Origin of the sequence: Pantoea sp. AS142 (assembly GCF_037152305.1) — a bacterium.
GTDB lineage: Bacteria > Pseudomonadota > Gammaproteobacteria > Enterobacterales > Enterobacteriaceae > Pantoea.
The window spans coordinates 564,490-579,415 of record NZ_JBBCMO010000002.1 but is presented as its reverse complement, the minus strand read 5'-3'; the positions used below and the strand labels follow the sequence as shown (position 1 = coordinate 579,415).

General features: G+C 60.1%; 11 protein-coding genes and 2 pseudogenes. 1 reads left to right on the top strand and 12 read right to left on the bottom strand.

Going from position 1 to position 14,926, the window contains the following annotated elements; all coding sequences use genetic code 11:
* Nucleotides 1-4: 4 nt before the first annotated feature.
* Entirely contained in the window at nt 5-1,519 is a 1,515-nt protein-coding gene (locus tag WFO64_RS07600; protein ID WP_337010371.1) for a sugar ABC transporter ATP-binding protein, read from the bottom strand.
* A gap of 147 nt (nt 1,520-1,666) precedes the next feature.
* Between WFO64_RS07600 and WFO64_RS07595 the strand changes: the two genes are divergently transcribed.
* On the top strand, nt 1,667-4,270 hold the full coding sequence (locus WFO64_RS07595) for an ATP-binding protein (protein WP_337010369.1): 2,604 nt from the start codon (nt 1,667-1,669) through the stop codon (nt 4,268-4,270).
* Here the strand turns inward: WFO64_RS07595 and WFO64_RS07590 are convergent.
* From WFO64_RS07590 to WFO64_RS07540, 11 genes and pseudogenes are all read right to left on the bottom strand, one after another.
* Nucleotides 4,263-4,705 (bottom strand): annotated as a pseudogene (locus WFO64_RS07590) (PhnE/PtxC family ABC transporter permease); the annotation flags it as partial. The gene WFO64_RS07595 and the pseudogene WFO64_RS07590 sit on opposite strands and share 8 nt — an antisense overlap.
* Nucleotides 4,693-4,832: pseudogene (locus tag WFO64_RS07585) on the bottom strand (carbon-phosphorus lyase complex subunit PhnI); the annotation flags it as partial. The pseudogenes WFO64_RS07590 and WFO64_RS07585, both read right to left, overlap by 13 nt.
* Nucleotides 4,832-5,407 carry a phosphonate C-P lyase system protein PhnH gene (gene phnH, locus WFO64_RS07580; protein ID WP_337010367.1) on the bottom strand — a complete coding sequence of 192 codons (576 nt, stop codon included), beginning with the start codon at nt 5,405-5,407 and terminating at the stop codon, nt 4,832-4,834. The pseudogene WFO64_RS07585 and the gene phnH, both read right to left, overlap by 1 nt.
* Entirely contained in the window at nt 5,404-5,853 is a 450-nt protein-coding gene (gene phnG / locus WFO64_RS07575; protein ID WP_337010365.1) for a phosphonate C-P lyase system protein PhnG, read from the bottom strand. Before phnG ends, phnH begins: the two co-directional genes overlap by 4 nt.
* Nucleotides 5,853-6,566, bottom strand: coding sequence for a phosphonate metabolism transcriptional regulator PhnF (gene phnF, locus WFO64_RS07570; RefSeq protein WP_337010363.1), 714 nt, complete (start codon nt 6,564-6,566; stop codon nt 5,853-5,855). The genes phnG and phnF overlap by 1 nt, the downstream gene beginning before the upstream one ends.
* A gap of 396 nt (nt 6,567-6,962) precedes the next feature.
* Nucleotides 6,963-8,054, bottom strand: a complete 1,092-nt coding sequence (locus WFO64_RS07565; RefSeq protein WP_337010361.1) for a mechanosensitive ion channel family protein — start codon at nt 8,052-8,054, stop codon at nt 6,963-6,965.
* A gap of 232 nt (nt 8,055-8,286) precedes the next feature.
* Entirely contained in the window at nt 8,287-8,973 is a 687-nt protein-coding gene (gene biuH, locus WFO64_RS07560; protein ID WP_337010359.1) for a biuret amidohydrolase, read from the bottom strand.
* Nucleotides 8,954-10,270 carry a purine-cytosine permease family protein gene (locus WFO64_RS07555; protein ID WP_337010357.1) on the bottom strand — a complete coding sequence of 439 codons (1,317 nt, stop codon included), beginning with the start codon at nt 10,268-10,270 and terminating at the stop codon, nt 8,954-8,956. Before WFO64_RS07555 ends, biuH begins: the two co-directional genes overlap by 20 nt.
* Nucleotides 10,270-11,703, bottom strand: coding sequence for an amidase (locus WFO64_RS07550; RefSeq protein ID WP_337010355.1), 1,434 nt, complete (start codon nt 11,701-11,703; stop codon nt 10,270-10,272). The genes WFO64_RS07555 and WFO64_RS07550 overlap by 1 nt, the downstream gene beginning before the upstream one ends.
* Nucleotides 11,704-12,194: 491 nt before the next feature.
* Nucleotides 12,195-13,037, bottom strand: a complete 843-nt coding sequence (locus WFO64_RS07545) for an oxidoreductase (RefSeq protein ID WP_337010353.1) — start codon at nt 13,035-13,037, stop codon at nt 12,195-12,197.
* A gap of 95 nt (nt 13,038-13,132) precedes the next feature.
* Nucleotides 13,133-14,914: a thiamine pyrophosphate-requiring protein gene (locus WFO64_RS07540; protein ID WP_337010351.1), complete on the bottom strand. Its 1,782-nt coding sequence runs from the start codon at nt 14,912-14,914 to the stop codon at nt 13,133-13,135.
* Nucleotides 14,915-14,926 lie beyond the last annotated feature (12 nt).

Here is a 14,926-nt window from a genome sequence, read left to right as displayed (position 1 = left end):
CTCCTTAAATTTCGCCTGCTGACGTGCTGTGCGCACCGGTTGCCAGCGTCATGATATTTTCCTGACTGATGTGGCTGCCCTCCAGCTCACCGACAAGAGTGCCTTCGTGCATCACGTAAACGCGGTCGCTCATCCCCACCACTTCCGGCAGTTCGCTGGAGATCATTAGAATTGCCACGCCCTGCCGCGCCATCTGCTGCATCATGCGGTAGATCTCGCTTTTGGCCCCGACATCGACGCCGCGCGTCGGTTCATCAAGGATCAGGATGCGCGGGCCAATCGCTACCCAGCGTGAGATCAGCAGCTTCTGCTGGTTGCCGCCTGACAGACCACCCGCCCGAACCTGGGCGTGCGGAACGCGAATATTGAGTGAGGCGATCGCCTCATTGGCGATGGTTTGCCCTTTGCGGCGGTTCAGCATGCCGTAACTGGCGTCACGTTCCAGCGTCGCCATCACGATGTTCTCCTGCGCGGCCATCTCCAGAAACAGCCCCTGCTCTTTGCGGTTTTCGGTGAGGAAACCGATGCCACGCGCAATGGCATCGCGCGGTGAATGAAGGGTGACCTTCTCGCCGTCAATCCAGATTTCGCCCTCTTTCGGCTTGTGTACGCCGAAGATCAGCTGCGCCAGCTCGCTGCGGCCTGCGCCCACCAGCCCGGCCAGGGCGACAATCTCCCCGGCCCGCACCGTCAGACTGCTGGGATGCACTTTGCCGCCGTCGGTCAGGTGATTGACCGCCAGCCGGATATCACCCAATGGGATAGCGCGGTCTTTGTTAAACAGGTCGCTGAGCGGCCGTCCGACCATCATCCGCACCAGCTCGCTGGCGTTGAGTTGCTCACGGGTCAGGCTGCCGACATACTCCCCGTCACGCAGCACGCTGACGCGATCCGATAGCTCATAGACCTCCGCCATGCGGTGGCTGATATAGATGATCGCCATGCCTTCGCTGCGCAGCCGTTTGATCAGCGCGAACAGCTGTTCAGTTTCGCGGTTGGAGAGCGCGGCGGTCGGCTCATCCATCACCAGAATGCGGCTGTTGCGTTGCAGCGCGCGGGCAATTTCCACCTGCTGCTGCTCGGCGATGCTCAGGCGGCTGACGAGGTCCCAGGCGCTGAACTGCGCGCCGAGCCGGTCAATCACCCGCTGCGCCTGTTCCGCCATCTGCCGCCGCTTCACCAGCCCGCCGGGCGCGATTTCGCTGCCCAGAAAAATGTTCTCCGCCACCGTCAGGTTGGGCGCCAGATTGATTTCCTGGTAAATCAGGGTGATCCCGGCGGCCAGTGCCTCTTTCGGCCCCCTGATTGCGTAGGGCTTGCCTTCAATGAGAATGTCCCCGCTGCTGGCGGTATAAGCACCGGCCAGAATCTTCATCAGTGTGCTTTTACCCGCGCCGTTCTCCCCCATCAGCGCATGAACCTCACCGGGCCAGACCGTGAGATCGACCCCCTTAAGGGCATAAAAGCTGCCGAAGCGGCGGGTAATGCCCCGCATTTCCAGTATCGGTGTGGCTGTCATCGCCTCGCTCCTGCGGACTGTGGATAGCCGCCAGTAGAGCAACGCCAGATAAACGGAGAATGTCAGCGGCCATTCATATTTGTCATAAACGCCCGCCTGCACGCGCCTATACTCGGCCCATCGTGGCAGTGATGACGAGGTCGTGGGATGCAGCGCACTTATCCGTGGCAGGCCGGGGCGCGTGGACGCCTGTTGATGTTCAATCTGCTGGTGGTGTCGGTCACGCTGATGGTGAGCGTGGTGGCGATTATGGGCTTTCGTCATGCCGGGGCGATTCAGGAGCAGGCGCAGGCGCAGACCCTGGCGGATATGAACGGCAGCCTGGCGCTGGCGCGTGATACCGCCAACGTGGCGACGGCGGCCGTGCGGCTGTCACAGGTGGTCGGGGCGCTGGAGTACCAGAGCGAATCACAGCGGCTACAACAGAATCAGCAGGCGTTGCAGCAGTCGCTGAGCCTGCTGGCCAGTGCCCCGCTCGCGGCTCGTCAGCCGGAGCGCATCGCCCGCATCCGCGCCCGCAGCCTGATGCTGGAACAGACGATCAACAGCCTGCTGCTGACCGGCCATCAGCGCCATCTGCAGCGCAATAACATGCTGAGCGACCTGTGGCAGACGCAGATTCTGCTCAGCCATATCAACCCGCGGGTGCAGCGGGAACGGCGGACGCGGCCGGATGCCGCACTGCGCGAGCAAACCGAACGGCTGATCACCATCGCCATCCGTACGCCCTCGCCCATCGCCGTGATTGAGCAGCTCCAGCAGGTGATGACGCAGTGGCGCAACGTGCCGCTGACGGGCGTGACCGGCGAAAACGCGCAGCGACTGCTGGCCACTCAGCAGCGCCTGCTGCCGCTGGCAGAGGCGCTGGAACAGAGCGACCTGGCGATCGCCTACGCCACCTACCGGATTAAAGCGCTGGTGGCAATGCTGAATGAAGATATCAGCGCCTCGGTGCAGCAGGTTGCGTTTCAGAGTGAGGCGCGCACGCTGGCCACCCATCGCGAACTGGATTCCATCATCGGCTTCATCGCGCTGTTCGTGCTGCTGGCGCTGGCGATCACCGGCTATGCCGGGATCTACATCTACCGCAATCTCGGCTCCAGCCTGACGGCGATTGCCGGGGCGATGACGCGGCTGGCGCAGGGCGAGCAGAACGTCAGCGTACCGGGACTGCAGCGCCGCGACGAGCTGGGCGAACTGGCGCGGGCCTTTAACGTCTTTGCCCGCAATACCGCCTCGCTGGCCCATACCTCGCGGCTGCTAAAAGAGAAGAGCAATCAACTGGAGTCAACCTTCCTGGCGATGCGCGACGGCTTTGCCCTGTTCGACAACGACGGTCAACTGGTCGTGTGGAATGCCCAGTATGCGGAGTTGCTCGGCATCGCCCCGCGTGAGTTGCATCGTGGCGTACACGTTCAAAAGCTGCTGGCCCCGCTGGCGGTCGATCTGCACGACCCCGGTGAACCGCAGGAGATCCGGCTGGCTGATGGCCGTACCCTGGAGTTGCGCTTCAGCCCAATCCCGCGGCGCGGCATGGTCAATACGGTGCTGGATAGGACCTCACGTAAAACACTGGAAGAGGCGCTGCAGCACAGCCAGAAGATGAAAGCAGTCGGCCAGCTAACCGGCGGACTGGCGCATGACTTTAACAATCTGCTGGCGGTGATTATCGGCAGTCTGGCGCTGACCGAGGGCCAGCTAATGCCCGGCCCGCTGGCTACCCGGATTGAGCGGGCGCGTCAGGCGGCCGACCGCGCCGCGCAGCTCACTCAGCGGCTGCTGGCGTTCTCACGCAAGCAGGCGCTCTATCCGCACGCGGTGTCGGTGGTGACGCTGGTGGACAATTTGCAGGGCCTGCTGCAGCACTCGCTGCTGCCGGGACAGCAGCTGATAATAGACGCGCAGCGTCCCGGCTGGCCCGCCTGGATTGATGCCAGTCAGCTGGAGAATGCGCTGATGAATCTGGTGGTGAATGCGCGTGATGCGATGCACCAGCAAAGCGGCGAAATCCGGCTGCACATCCGAAACCAGCGCCGCCTGGAAGGGGATGACCAACGTGACCACGTCACAATTGAGGTGATTGACCACGGCTGCGGCATGTCAGCCGAGGTACGCGAACAGGTGTTTGAGCCGTTTTTTACCACCAAAGCTACTGGCAGCGGCAGCGGGCTGGGCCTGTCGATGGTCTATGGCTTTGTGCGGCAGTCAGGTGGGCAGATAGAACTGGAAACCGCGCCGGGCCAGGGCACCACAGTACGGCTGCTGTTGCCGCGTGCAGCCGAAGCCGCCGCCTGCGCCGTGATCGCCCCGCCACCGCCTGCACCAGCGGAGCCGGCGAATAACCGACTGGTGCTGGTGCTGGATGATGAACCGGCGGTGCGCCAGACGTTGTGCGAACATCTGCATCAGTTGGGGTATCTGACGCTGGAGTGTGGCGACGGTGAAGCGGCGCTGGCGCTGCTGCGCCAGACACCCGATATCGACCTGCTGATCAGCGACCTGATGCTGCCCGGTGAGATCAACGGCGCGGAAGTGATCCGCCAGGCGCAACAGAACTGGCCGCAGCTGGCAACGCTGCTCATCAGCGGTCAGGATCTGCGTCACCAGCCGGTGACACTGCCGCTGTGTGAACGGCTGGGGAAACCCTGGCAGCAGGCGCAGCTGGTGCAGGCGTTACAGCGCGCCTGGCAGCGCAGCGTACGGCTTCATCGCGCGCAGCAGGCTGCCACAACGGCACCGGCTTGCCACTGATGTAGCGCTTACGCAGGCGGCTGGAGATCATATCCATCATCATCACCACCACCACCAGAATCAGTGTCAGGAACATCACCACATCCCAGTTCCACAGCCGCATGTTCTCGGCATAGACCAGGCCGACGCCGCCCGCCCCGACAAAGCCCAGCACCGCTGCAGTTTGCTGGCCCCGCAGGCGGCCAGACCGCGTACCGGCTTACCCGACGCCGATTCCATCGCCTCATAACAGAGCGTTGTCAGGCTGCCCTCGGTGTGCAGCGCCAGCGCCAGAAAACCAGCAATGGCGCCGATGCCAAAGACCATCACAAACATCACCGCCCACGCCAGTTCCGGCAGGGTGCGCAGAAAAGCGACAAAGGCACGAATCGCCATCCGCACGCTGACCGGTGTCTGGGTATTGTCGGCGGCGAAAAAGACCAGTACCACCGCCAGTCCCAACTGCTGCGCCACCTGATTGCAGCCGAGTTCCGCGACCGCCCGATCGCCGCGTCGCAGATCGGCCTGTAACTGATGGGCGTTTGCAATGGCCTTTTTCGCCCCCTTTCACCGCGACATACATCAGCACACCTCCACAATGGTGGTACGCGGCACGGCCATGATCGCTTCGCCGCAGGTGAAGATCAGATCCACCCCCTGCGGAAACGGATGCGGACGGGTGCGCAGATAGTCCAGCACGCTTTCCGGCAGTTGTGGCGCAATGGCGCGGGTTTCCCGCAGGCCTGGGCCGGAGAGACGCAGCGTTAATCCGCCATTCAGCGACGGCACTTCGATGATCAGCGTGGTGCTTTTTTCGGGCGACAGATTGTCACCTGCCGCGAACTGCGTCGGATCGGGCTGCGACGTCGCATGGCTCAGGGCGAACGGTGCATCCTGCTGGCTGGTGATCGGCGCGCCGGTATGGAAGCGCAGATTGTTGCGCAGTTGCTCATTGTCGATTTGCGCATCCAGCCAGACCGGGCTTTCCTGATCGACCAGGGTGAGCAACAGCGCCGTGGCCGCCGGTGACAGTGCGCCCCAGCCCTGTTGCAGCGGCAGCGAGACCAACACGCCCGGTTCGCTCATCGCTTTCAGAATGCGGCGAAATGCGCACTGTCCATCCGCCACCGGATGGTTAAAACTTGCCAGTAAAGTCATCCGTTATCTCCGCGAACCAGCGTAAAGAAATCCACGTTGCTGCTGGCGATTTCACGGGCGCGCCGTTGTCGTTGCTCATCGCGCCACGCCGCCAGCGGGGTAATAATCTTCTCTTCCAGCAGTGGCCGGGTTTCCGGCTGCTGCAACAGCGCATCCAGCAGGGCGCAGCGCTCGGCATGGGCTTTGTCGCGCCCCAACAGATATCTGTAACCCAGGGTGCCGTTGCTGAGCTGCACCCCCGCCCGCGTCACCGTGGCATCGCCCATCACAAAGCATTTGTCGGTGGCACCCATCCGCGCCTGCAATCGTGTCAGGCCGATTTCTGCCGGACGGACGAGGGTGAACCCGGGCTGGAGGTTAAGCGCCTGCCAGTGCCTCTCAAGCAAGGCGCTGCTGCTGTGCGCCAGCACCGACAGCCAGCGCTGGCGATCTGTTTGCTGTTCCATTAGTGCTCCAGAGTCAGTTCGATCATGTCGCCGCGCGTCAGGCTGACGGAGTATTCCGCCACCGCACCATCACTGGTTTTGTTCAGGGTCCGCACGCAAAGCAGCGGCGCATGCAGCACGATATCGAGCTGGCGACACTCTTTAGCCTGCGCCCGTCGGGTGCTGATGCGGGTCTGGGTGCGCACCAACTGCTTGCCGGTGTGTTTAACTAAAAAGTCATGTAGCGAGCCGCTGTTAAATTGCTGAAGCTGTGGCCACCAGCTGAGGTCGGCGAGGAAATGGTTGATCAGGCAGAGCGGCACGCCGTTGGCGCGATGCAGGGTGCGCAGATGAATGACATTGTCGCCCTCTTTCACCCCCAGCGCACTGGCGACGTCGTTGCTGGCCGGACGCAGCACCGACAGCAGCCGTTCGCTGGTGGGGTGACTGCCCTGCTCCAGCAGGTTCTGGCTGAACCGCGCCTGAGCATGCAGCGGATAGTCATAAGGGCGCATCAGTACCAGGATGCCAACACCATGACGGCGCTGCAGCAGCCCTTTGTGCACCAGCTCATCCACCGCCCGGCGCAGCGTGTGACGATTCACCGCATAGTGATCGGCCAGTTGTTGTTCAGAAGGAAGATAGTCGCCGCAGCGGTAGCGCTCTTTCAGCGCCTGCTCCAGCTGCGCGGCAACAGCCTGATAGACAGTGGTCGGATGTCTGGATAACGCCATCACGATGAAATCCTCACGGGTTACAGGGTGGGAACGCAGTGAAAAGACGCTGCGGGATGAGGTTAGCCTGAGGGAAACAGATGACAGAACCGTGACGGGGGGGTGAAGGAGAGGTGAATGTGAGGGTGGCGCTTGTTAGTGCGTGTTTTACTGCAAGCAGGTGGGCATCGGGTTTGCTCGTAAGGGAGGACGGGCTTCCCACAGGTTTGTTTTATCAAAATCTCTGCAGGGTTTCGGAAAAGATCGATGATACAACCTGGGTTGGACCCGTAGCGGGTCCGCTCTGCGCGAAAAGCGGACAGGCAGTGAAAACACCTGGCCTCTTCAAGAGCAGATCGGAGCGACAGCTATCAAGAGGCTTTCACAGCCACTTAAACCACCGCCCCTTACACGTTGCTACTCCATCCCCCCTCTCCCCACCTTCTCACCCCCGCTATCCGTCAGTGATGCTCTCACCTGTGGCAGGCTTTCCGGGTAATTCTGCTGAATAAACTCAATCATCTTCTCACGCACGTAACAGCGTAAATCAAAGGCGATTGGGGAGTTCTGTGCGGTCATCAGCATCCTGATGGTCATGGTTTTCTCGGTGGTGTCGGTCACCTGAAGCACAGAGGTTTCCTGATCCCAGAGCTTTGTTTCACTCAGCACCTTTTCAAAATGCTTTCGCAGTGGCTCCAGCGGCATCGAGTAATCCACGTAGAGAAACACCGAGCCTAAAATCTGAGCGTTATTGCGCGTCCAGTTCTGAAACGGATTTTCGGTAAAGTAGGTAATCGGCAGCACCAGCCGACGCAAATCCCAGATGCGCACCACCACATAGGTCAGGTTGATCTCTTCAATCCAGCCCCACTCTTTTTCGACCACTACCGCATCATCAATTTTAATCGGCTGGGTAAAGGCGATCTGAATACCGGCGAACAGATTGACCAGCGACTTCTGCAGGGCAAAGCCAATAATGATACCGGCGACACCCGCACCGGCCAGGATAGTGGTCCCAAATTTCCGCACGCCAGGGAAGCTGAGCAGAATCAGAGAAACACAGAATAAGACCAGGATAACAATAACCACTTTTTTGACATAGATAATCTGCGTGCGGATTTTACGCGCACGCAGGTTATTGGAAATATTAATGTCATAGCGGATGTACAGCATATCCTGCGCCACGTTGGTCAGCCTGATTAAGACCGAGCAGAATGACATAATAATAAAGACATTGATGATATTGGTGATTAAATCAAATGAGTCAGGATGGAAATTAATGTAGTTAATGCCGATATTGATCATCAACAACGGAATAAAAAAGAACATGGAGCCGCTAAGGTGCTTCTCCAGGGATTTGAACAGCTTTCTGTCACGAATCTGCCAGTAGCGGATGAACCTGAGCAGAATGAGGCGGGCCAGGAAACCCAACACAAATGAAAGCGAGACGAGTAATACAACAGGCACCCATGACGGGAAACCAGATAACTCACCGAATAACAATGGCATTATTTTCCCTTATAGTCAGCTGACACCCTCAGGCTGTCAGCGAAGTGACAAACTCAGTAACCGTTGTCTTCACGGTTATCCGTTCGTAACACAATCAGCGCATAGGAGTATGAACCATAGCGGCGAAGTTGACAGGAAATGCGCGGTGATGCGGATGAAGACGCTTGCGCGTGCCAGCCACCCTGCTCCCGCTAACGATGCGGCAACGGACATGGCCGCCTTTGCGCACTAGCTACACGCCCAGGCTATCCAGCAGCGCGGCAGACGTGGCGACAGCGCCAAAGATGCCGCCCTGCATACGGATCATGCTCAGCGCTGCCTCATGATGGCGGTGTTCGGTCGCAGCGCAGCAATCGGACAGCACCAGACACTCAAAGCCGCGATCGTTGGCTTCGCGCAATGTGGTATGAACGCAGACGTCGGTGGTAATGCCGGTGAGGATCAGATTTCGGATACCGCGGCTGCGCAGGATTAACTCCAGATCGGTCGCGTAAAACGATCCCTTGCCCGGCTTATCGATCACCACTTCACCCGGCAACGGTGCCAGCTCCGGGATAATCTGCCACCCCGGTTCACCGCGCACCAGAATACGGCCGCACGGCCCTGCATCCCCGATGCCGGCGTTCATCCGTCGTGACCGCCAGCGTTTGTTAGCGGGTAAATCGCTAAGATCGGGCCGGTGCCCTTCGCGGGTATGAATAATCGGAAACTGCCGGGCGCGCATCGCTGCCAGCACCTGCTGCAACGGGGCAATGGGTGCGCGAGTCAGGCTCACGTCATAGCCCATGCTGTCGACATAGCCGCCCACGCCACAGAAATCGGTCTGCATATCAATCACGAGAAGCGCGCTGTCTGTCGGGGTAAAACTGCCGTCAAACGGCCAGGCATAAGGGGTGGAATTAACGCTGTAGTCGGGCATTGCTGTTCTCCATGACCGGGCGCGGCAGGCGCATTTTGCTGATAACGCTATAGCTGATGGCGGCGGTCACCAGACCGATCACCGCTTCACCGAACTGCGGAAAAGCCACGTGAGCGATCACCGCACACAGGCTGCCCATCGCCCAGGCGGCAAATGCGGTGCCACGGAAACGCTGCGCCGGACGCTGCTCGCTGATGCGCGCCATAACGATCAAATCCACAATCATCACGGCACCAAATGGCGGCACCACAATGCCCAGCAGGCTGAGCCACTCCAGGAAGTAAGACCAGACACCTGCCAGTGCCAGCACGCCGCCAATGGCCCCGAGGATCAGCGTCCAGATCCGCATTTTGCTGCTGAACAGATGACTGAAGCCCACTGCGCCGTTGTAGAGGCAGTGGGTGCAGACCGATCCCAGATTGATAAAGACAAACAGACAGGCCACCACTGACAGGAAAGCGCTGTGCCCCATCAGCATCGGCAGGAAGTTACCGCCGTTGGTCAGCGGATCAACTGCCGCGCCCACCGCCACAATCACCACACCGAACAGATAGGAGATCACGTTGGCAACCGGGAAGGCCGAAAACGCGGCGATGACTGCCGAGCGGCCATTCTTTGACCAGCGGGTAAAGTCAGCAGTCATGGTGCCGGAGTCGGCAAAACCGGCTACCACCAGGGTGACAGCAGTCCCCATACTCATTGCACCGGCTGCGCTGGCACTCCCCTTCCACTGCGTCACTACCGAGAAGTCATGCTGTTTGCTAATCAGCCACAGCGCCACCATCCCCAGCACCACAAACAGCGGCGCGGCGATCATCCCCAGCACCGACAGCGCCCGCACGCCCAGGAACGTTATGCCGGTATAGAGCAGCATCGCAAACGCCGTCACCGCCAGCGCATTCCAGCCAAAGGTCTGATTAATCACCGTGCCGGTGAGACCCGTCTGGAAGGCATACCAGCCGATCACCACCGTCGAGAGAAAACCCGAAACCAGGATGTAGCCTTTGCTGCCAAAGGTACGTCTGGCCTGCAGAGCGAAGTTCATCCCGCTGTGACCGGCATACCAGCTCAGCGCGCCGACATAGGCGAACAGCACCAGGTTTCCCAGCAAAATGGCGATTAGCGCGGGCCAGAAGCCCAGATGCCAGGTAATGATGCCGCCAAACAGCGCATTGGTCAGGATCATCGGAAATCCAAACCAGACCGCCGAGACGGAACGGGTTGCGTGACGGTGCGACAGCGGTACCGGCTGATGTTCAAACTCCTGCTCCAGCGCAGGTGTAGAAGAGGTTTTCATTAGACGATTCCGGGTTGAAGGTGATTCCACGGCTGAATGCGCTCGAAAGCGGCACTGGCAGCCAACACTAAGGCATCATCGAGATGACGTCCGACAATCTGCAGACCTACAGGTAAGCCGCTGGCGGTAAAACCGGCGGGCACCGACGCAGCAGGCTGACCGGTGAAATTGAACGGGTAGCAGAACGAGAGCCAGTGATCGCTGCTGACCCTGCGCCCATCAATGATCTCCGGGCCTTGCATCCCCAGTGGAAACGGCGGCACCGCCAGTGTCGGGGTGATCAGCAGATCAAAACGCTGCATAAAGCGCCACAGGCTGTTGCTGACCGCTTTGCGGGTGGCGATGGCATCGGTGAAGTTTTCCGCCCGCCAGTCGCGCTGGAGCATGGCGACCAGATGCGGTGACATCGCGCTGCCCTGCTCCGCCATCATCTGACGCATGCCGGTAAGATCGCTCTCCATCGCCACTAGCGCACCAAAGGCGGCAGCCGGATCGGTGAAGCCGGGATCAGCCTGTTCCAGTTCAGCTCCGATTTCAGCCGCAAAGCGCTGCACCGCCGTGCCGACCACTGTCCGGACTGCCGGGTCAACGGCTACATAGCCAAAATCCGCGCTGAAGGCGATACGTAGTTTGCCGGGCAGGTGGTGTGGCGCGTTCAGCCAGTCAACGTCACTGCAGGGAATTGAGTGGCGGTCACGCATGTCCGGGCCCGCCATCAGCGACATCATCAGGGCGGCATCGCGCACGCTGCGCGTCATCGGACCAATATGCTCCAGCGACTCCCAGCTCGACACGCCAGGGTAACGTTCATCACGGCAGCCGGGCCACAGCGGCACCCGGCCCATCGACGCCTTGAAGCCGAAAATACCGCAGTGCGCCGCCGGAATCCGTACTGACCCGCCGCCGTCACTGCCGAGTGCTATCGGGCAGAGGCGCGCCGCCACTGCCGCACCGGAACCGGCGCTGGAACCACCGGGTGTCATGGTCAGATCCCAGGGATTCCGTGGCGACGGAAACAGCGGATTATGCCCGACACCGCTGTAGCCAAACTCCGGTGCGGTAGTTTTGCCAAGCAGAATGGCGTCGGCGGCCAGCAGTCGTTCCACGGTGATGTCATCATCTTCCGGCACGAAATCTTTGTAAGCCACCGAACCGGAGGTGGTTCTGACGTTGGCGGTGCAGATTAAATCTTTTACTGCCAGCGGTACGCCTGCCAGCGCGCCCAGTGTTTCTCCGCGCGCACGTCGGGCGTCCACGGCTCTGGCCTGAGCCAGCGCGATGCCGGGCGTCGGGGTACAAAAGGCCCGTATTGCCGGTTCACGCTTCTCCATTCGCGCCAGCGCCGCCCCGGTGAGTTCGCAGGCTGAGACGTCCCCGAGGCGGATGAGTGCGGCCATCGTGGTGGCATCTTCGTCTAATAAGGAGTCAAACATGGTTTACCTCGCCAAAAGTGTCGCTGTCAGCGAGTGCATGAAGCGTGCCAGATAACCGCGAACTGCCGGGTCTGAGGCGGGGATGCGCGGTGGAATACGGGCTGGGATACAAGATCGAATTCTTATGATGTCAGGGGGCAGGTCGCTGTCTGTTTTTTCAGCACGGCGATGGCGCAGGGCTGCGCGATAAGGGTGCGCGCATAAAGGCGTAAATTTGCAGGAGAGTTGATAAAACGCTTTCGCGAACGGCAACAGCGTCGGTCATGCAGGAATGGATAACTACCGCTTTCATGTGGCTTTTAACAAGACTGAACAGTAATGGAAATTCGCGGCTTATAGATTCACATGCTGCCTGCAGGAACCGTCTGCAGTTGCGTAAAACAGAGACACCCTATCCCTATGCTTCTGTTAAAGGCCCTGAAAGCGGGCCTTTCTGTGTTTACCGGTTTAGCACGCCGGGCCGTTTCCGACCATTTGCAATGCTCTCACCTCTACTCCGGAAAATCAGTTTCCACCGACGTCTGTTTCCAGGATTCTATCTCAGCCAGCCGCGCTTTAAGCTTACTGGTGACGGCGTCATGGCCCCAGGCGCCCATCACCAGATGGCGTGGCGGGTTGTCATGTTCAGTGATGGCAATCATCGCCCTGGCGGCCCGCGCCGGGTCACCTTTCTGGGTACCACTGTATTCGGCGGTGGCTTTCATCCGCGCGGCTGCAGTGTCCGCATACTCCGGCAGCACGCTCGGCGTCTGATGCAGTGAACGTCCGGCCCAATCGGTGCGGAACGGGCCTGGCTCGACGCAGGTGACGTGAATACCCAGCGGCCCCGCTTCCTGCGCCAGCGCATCCGACCAGCCTTCCACCGCATGTTTGCTGGCAGAGTAGTAGCCAGAACTGGCAAAACCAATAAAGCCCGCCACGGAGGTGATGTTGATCACGTGGCCCCTGCGCGCCTGGCGCATCACGGGCAGCACGGCGCGGGTCAGGGCAAACAGGCCAAAGACATTGGCATCAAACTGCGCGCGGATTTCGCTCTCGACACCCTCTTCCACCGAGCTCTGATAGCCGTAACCGGCATTATTCACCAGCACATCAAGGGTGCCGAATGCGTCAAGTGCCGCCTGAACCGCCTGGTCGATGCTCGCCTGCTGCGTCACATCCAGCGCCACCGCGAGCGCGTTGTCATGTCCTTCAACCAGATCGGCAACGGACGAAGTCTCACGCGCCGTTACGACCACCTTGAAACCACGCGCGATGGTCTGCTGCGCCAGTTCACGACCAAAACCCGTTGAACATCCCGATATAAACCAGACAGGGCTGGAATGCGTAGTCATGGTAAAACTCCCGTTGATGATGAAGTGATGTCAGACCCGGACGCGAGTGCATCCGGGGAGAAAGAGTAGTGAGGCGCGACTGCCCCGCTTAGCCCTTAATGCTTTTTATGGAACAGTTGACTGGCGGTGTCGCTGATGATCTGCGCTGCGCCGCGATCGCCCTTCACCATTGACGACATAAAGGCTTTCGCCTGCTTGAAGGTGATATGGGGCGGTAACGGGGCGACTTCCGGATCGGTTTTCACCTCCAGCAATACCGGGCGATCGGCGCTAAGCGCACGTTGCCAGGCACCGGCCAGGTCGTCAGGATTATCGACAAAAATACCGACCATCCCCAGCGACTGCGCAAACTCGGCATACTTCACGTCCGGCAGTTGCTGCGAAGCGTCAAAGCGTGGATTGCCCTCCATGACCCGCTGCTCCCAGGTGACCTGATTGAGATCCTGGTTGTTGAACACGCAGACAATCAGGCGCGGATCGGCCCACTGCTGCCAGTATTTCTGAATGGTGATCAGCTCGGCCATATTGTTCATCTGCATTGCACCGTCCCCCACCAACGCCACCACCGGTTTTTCCGGGTGGGCAAATTTCGCGGCAATCGCGTAGGGCACTGCCGCACCCATGCAGGCCAGGCCACCGGAGAGCGAAGCGCGCTGCCCCTGTTTAACCCGATAGTCGCGGGCGAACCAGTTGGCGCAGGAGCCAGAGTCCGAGGTGACAATAGCGTTGTCCGGTAGCTGGGGTGACATCTCCCACACCACCCGCTGCGGATTGACCGGATTAGCAGGTGCCATGGCGCGCTCTTCCATCAGCGTCCACCAGTCACGCACCTGAACCGCAATATCTTCCTGCCAGCTGCGATCCTCTTTGTGCTCAAGCAGCGGCAGCAGGGCGCGCAGGGTTTCAGCCGCATCGCCATGCAGGTTAACTTCACTCGGATAGCGCAGGCCAAGCATGGCGGGATCGATATCGATCTGTACCGCACGCGCCTTGCCCTCTTCCGGCAGAAATTCCGTCCACGGAAAGCCACTGCCGATCATCAGGAGGGTGTCGCAGTTCTGCATTAGATCTGATGAGGGTTTGGTGCCGAGCAGGCCAATCGAGCCGGTAACAAAAGGGGCGTCATCGGGCAGCACATCTTTGCCCAGCAGCGCTTTAGCCACGCCCGCGCCCAGCACATTGGCGACCTGTACCACTTCCACCGCGGCGTTGCGTGCGCCTGCACCAATCAGAATCGCCACTTTTTTACCGGCGTTGAGCACCTCAGCGGCGCGTTGCAAATCTGCCTCATAGGGGATCACTTTGGGACGCTGATAGCCGCTGCCAGAATGAGTAAAACCGTGAAGGTGCTGCGGCGGCTGCCACTCTTCATCCTGAATATCTTTAGGGATGATGATCACCGCCACGCCATTTTGCGCTTTGGCGATACGCACGCCACGGTCCAGCAGATGGCGCACCTGGGTCGGTGTTGAGGCTTCCTGAACGAAGTTGGCCACGTCCGAGAAGACGCGGTCCAGGTTCATTTCCTGCTGATAACTGGCCCCCCGCGCGGTCGCTTCTGCCTGTCCGGCAATCGCCAGCACCGGGGCATGATCCATTTTGGCGTCATAGAGTCCGGTCAGCAGATGGGTCGCGCCCGGCCCGCCGGTAGAGAGGCAGACGCCCAGCTCCCCGGTGAATTTTGCGTGCCCGGCCGCCATAAAGGCCGCCATCTCTTCGTGGCGCACCTGAATAAATTCGATGCCGTCGCCTTTGGCGTTCGCGCGCTGGATTGCCCCCAGCACGCCATTTATCCCGTCACCGGGATAGCCGTAGATGCGAGTAACGCCCCACTCTTTCAGGCGCTGGACAAAAAAATCACTGGTTTTCATGCTCATCGTCGCGTTGCC

Coding starts and splice junctions, on each gene's coding strand:
- WFO64_RS07600 (WP_337010371.1), bottom strand. CDS start 1,519: ATGACAGCCACACCGATACTGGAAATGCGGGGCATTACCCGCCGCTTC.
- WFO64_RS07595 (WP_337010369.1), top strand. CDS start 1,667: ATGCAGCGCACTTATCCGTGGCAGGCCGGGGCGCGTGGACGCCTGTTG.
- phnH (WP_337010367.1), bottom strand. CDS start 5,407: ATGACTTTACTGGCAAGTTTTAACCATCCGGTGGCGGATGGACAGTGC.
- phnG (WP_337010365.1), bottom strand. CDS start 5,853: ATGGAACAGCAAACAGATCGCCAGCGCTGGCTGTCGGTGCTGGCGCAC.
- phnF (WP_337010363.1), bottom strand. CDS start 6,566: ATGGCGTTATCCAGACATCCGACCACTGTCTATCAGGCTGTTGCCGCG.
- WFO64_RS07565 (WP_337010361.1), bottom strand. CDS start 8,054: ATGCCATTGTTATTCGGTGAGTTATCTGGTTTCCCGTCATGGGTGCCT.
- biuH (WP_337010359.1), bottom strand. CDS start 8,973: ATGCCCGACTACAGCGTTAATTCCACCCCTTATGCCTGGCCGTTTGAC.
- WFO64_RS07555 (WP_337010357.1), bottom strand. CDS start 10,270: ATGAAAACCTCTTCTACACCTGCGCTGGAGCAGGAGTTTGAACATCAG.
- WFO64_RS07550 (WP_337010355.1), bottom strand. CDS start 11,703: ATGTTTGACTCCTTATTAGACGAAGATGCCACCACGATGGCCGCACTC.
- WFO64_RS07545 (WP_337010353.1), bottom strand. CDS start 13,037: ATGACTACGCATTCCAGCCCTGTCTGGTTTATATCGGGATGTTCAACG.
- WFO64_RS07540 (WP_337010351.1), bottom strand. CDS start 14,914: ATGAGCATGAAAACCAGTGATTTTTTTGTCCAGCGCCTGAAAGAGTGG.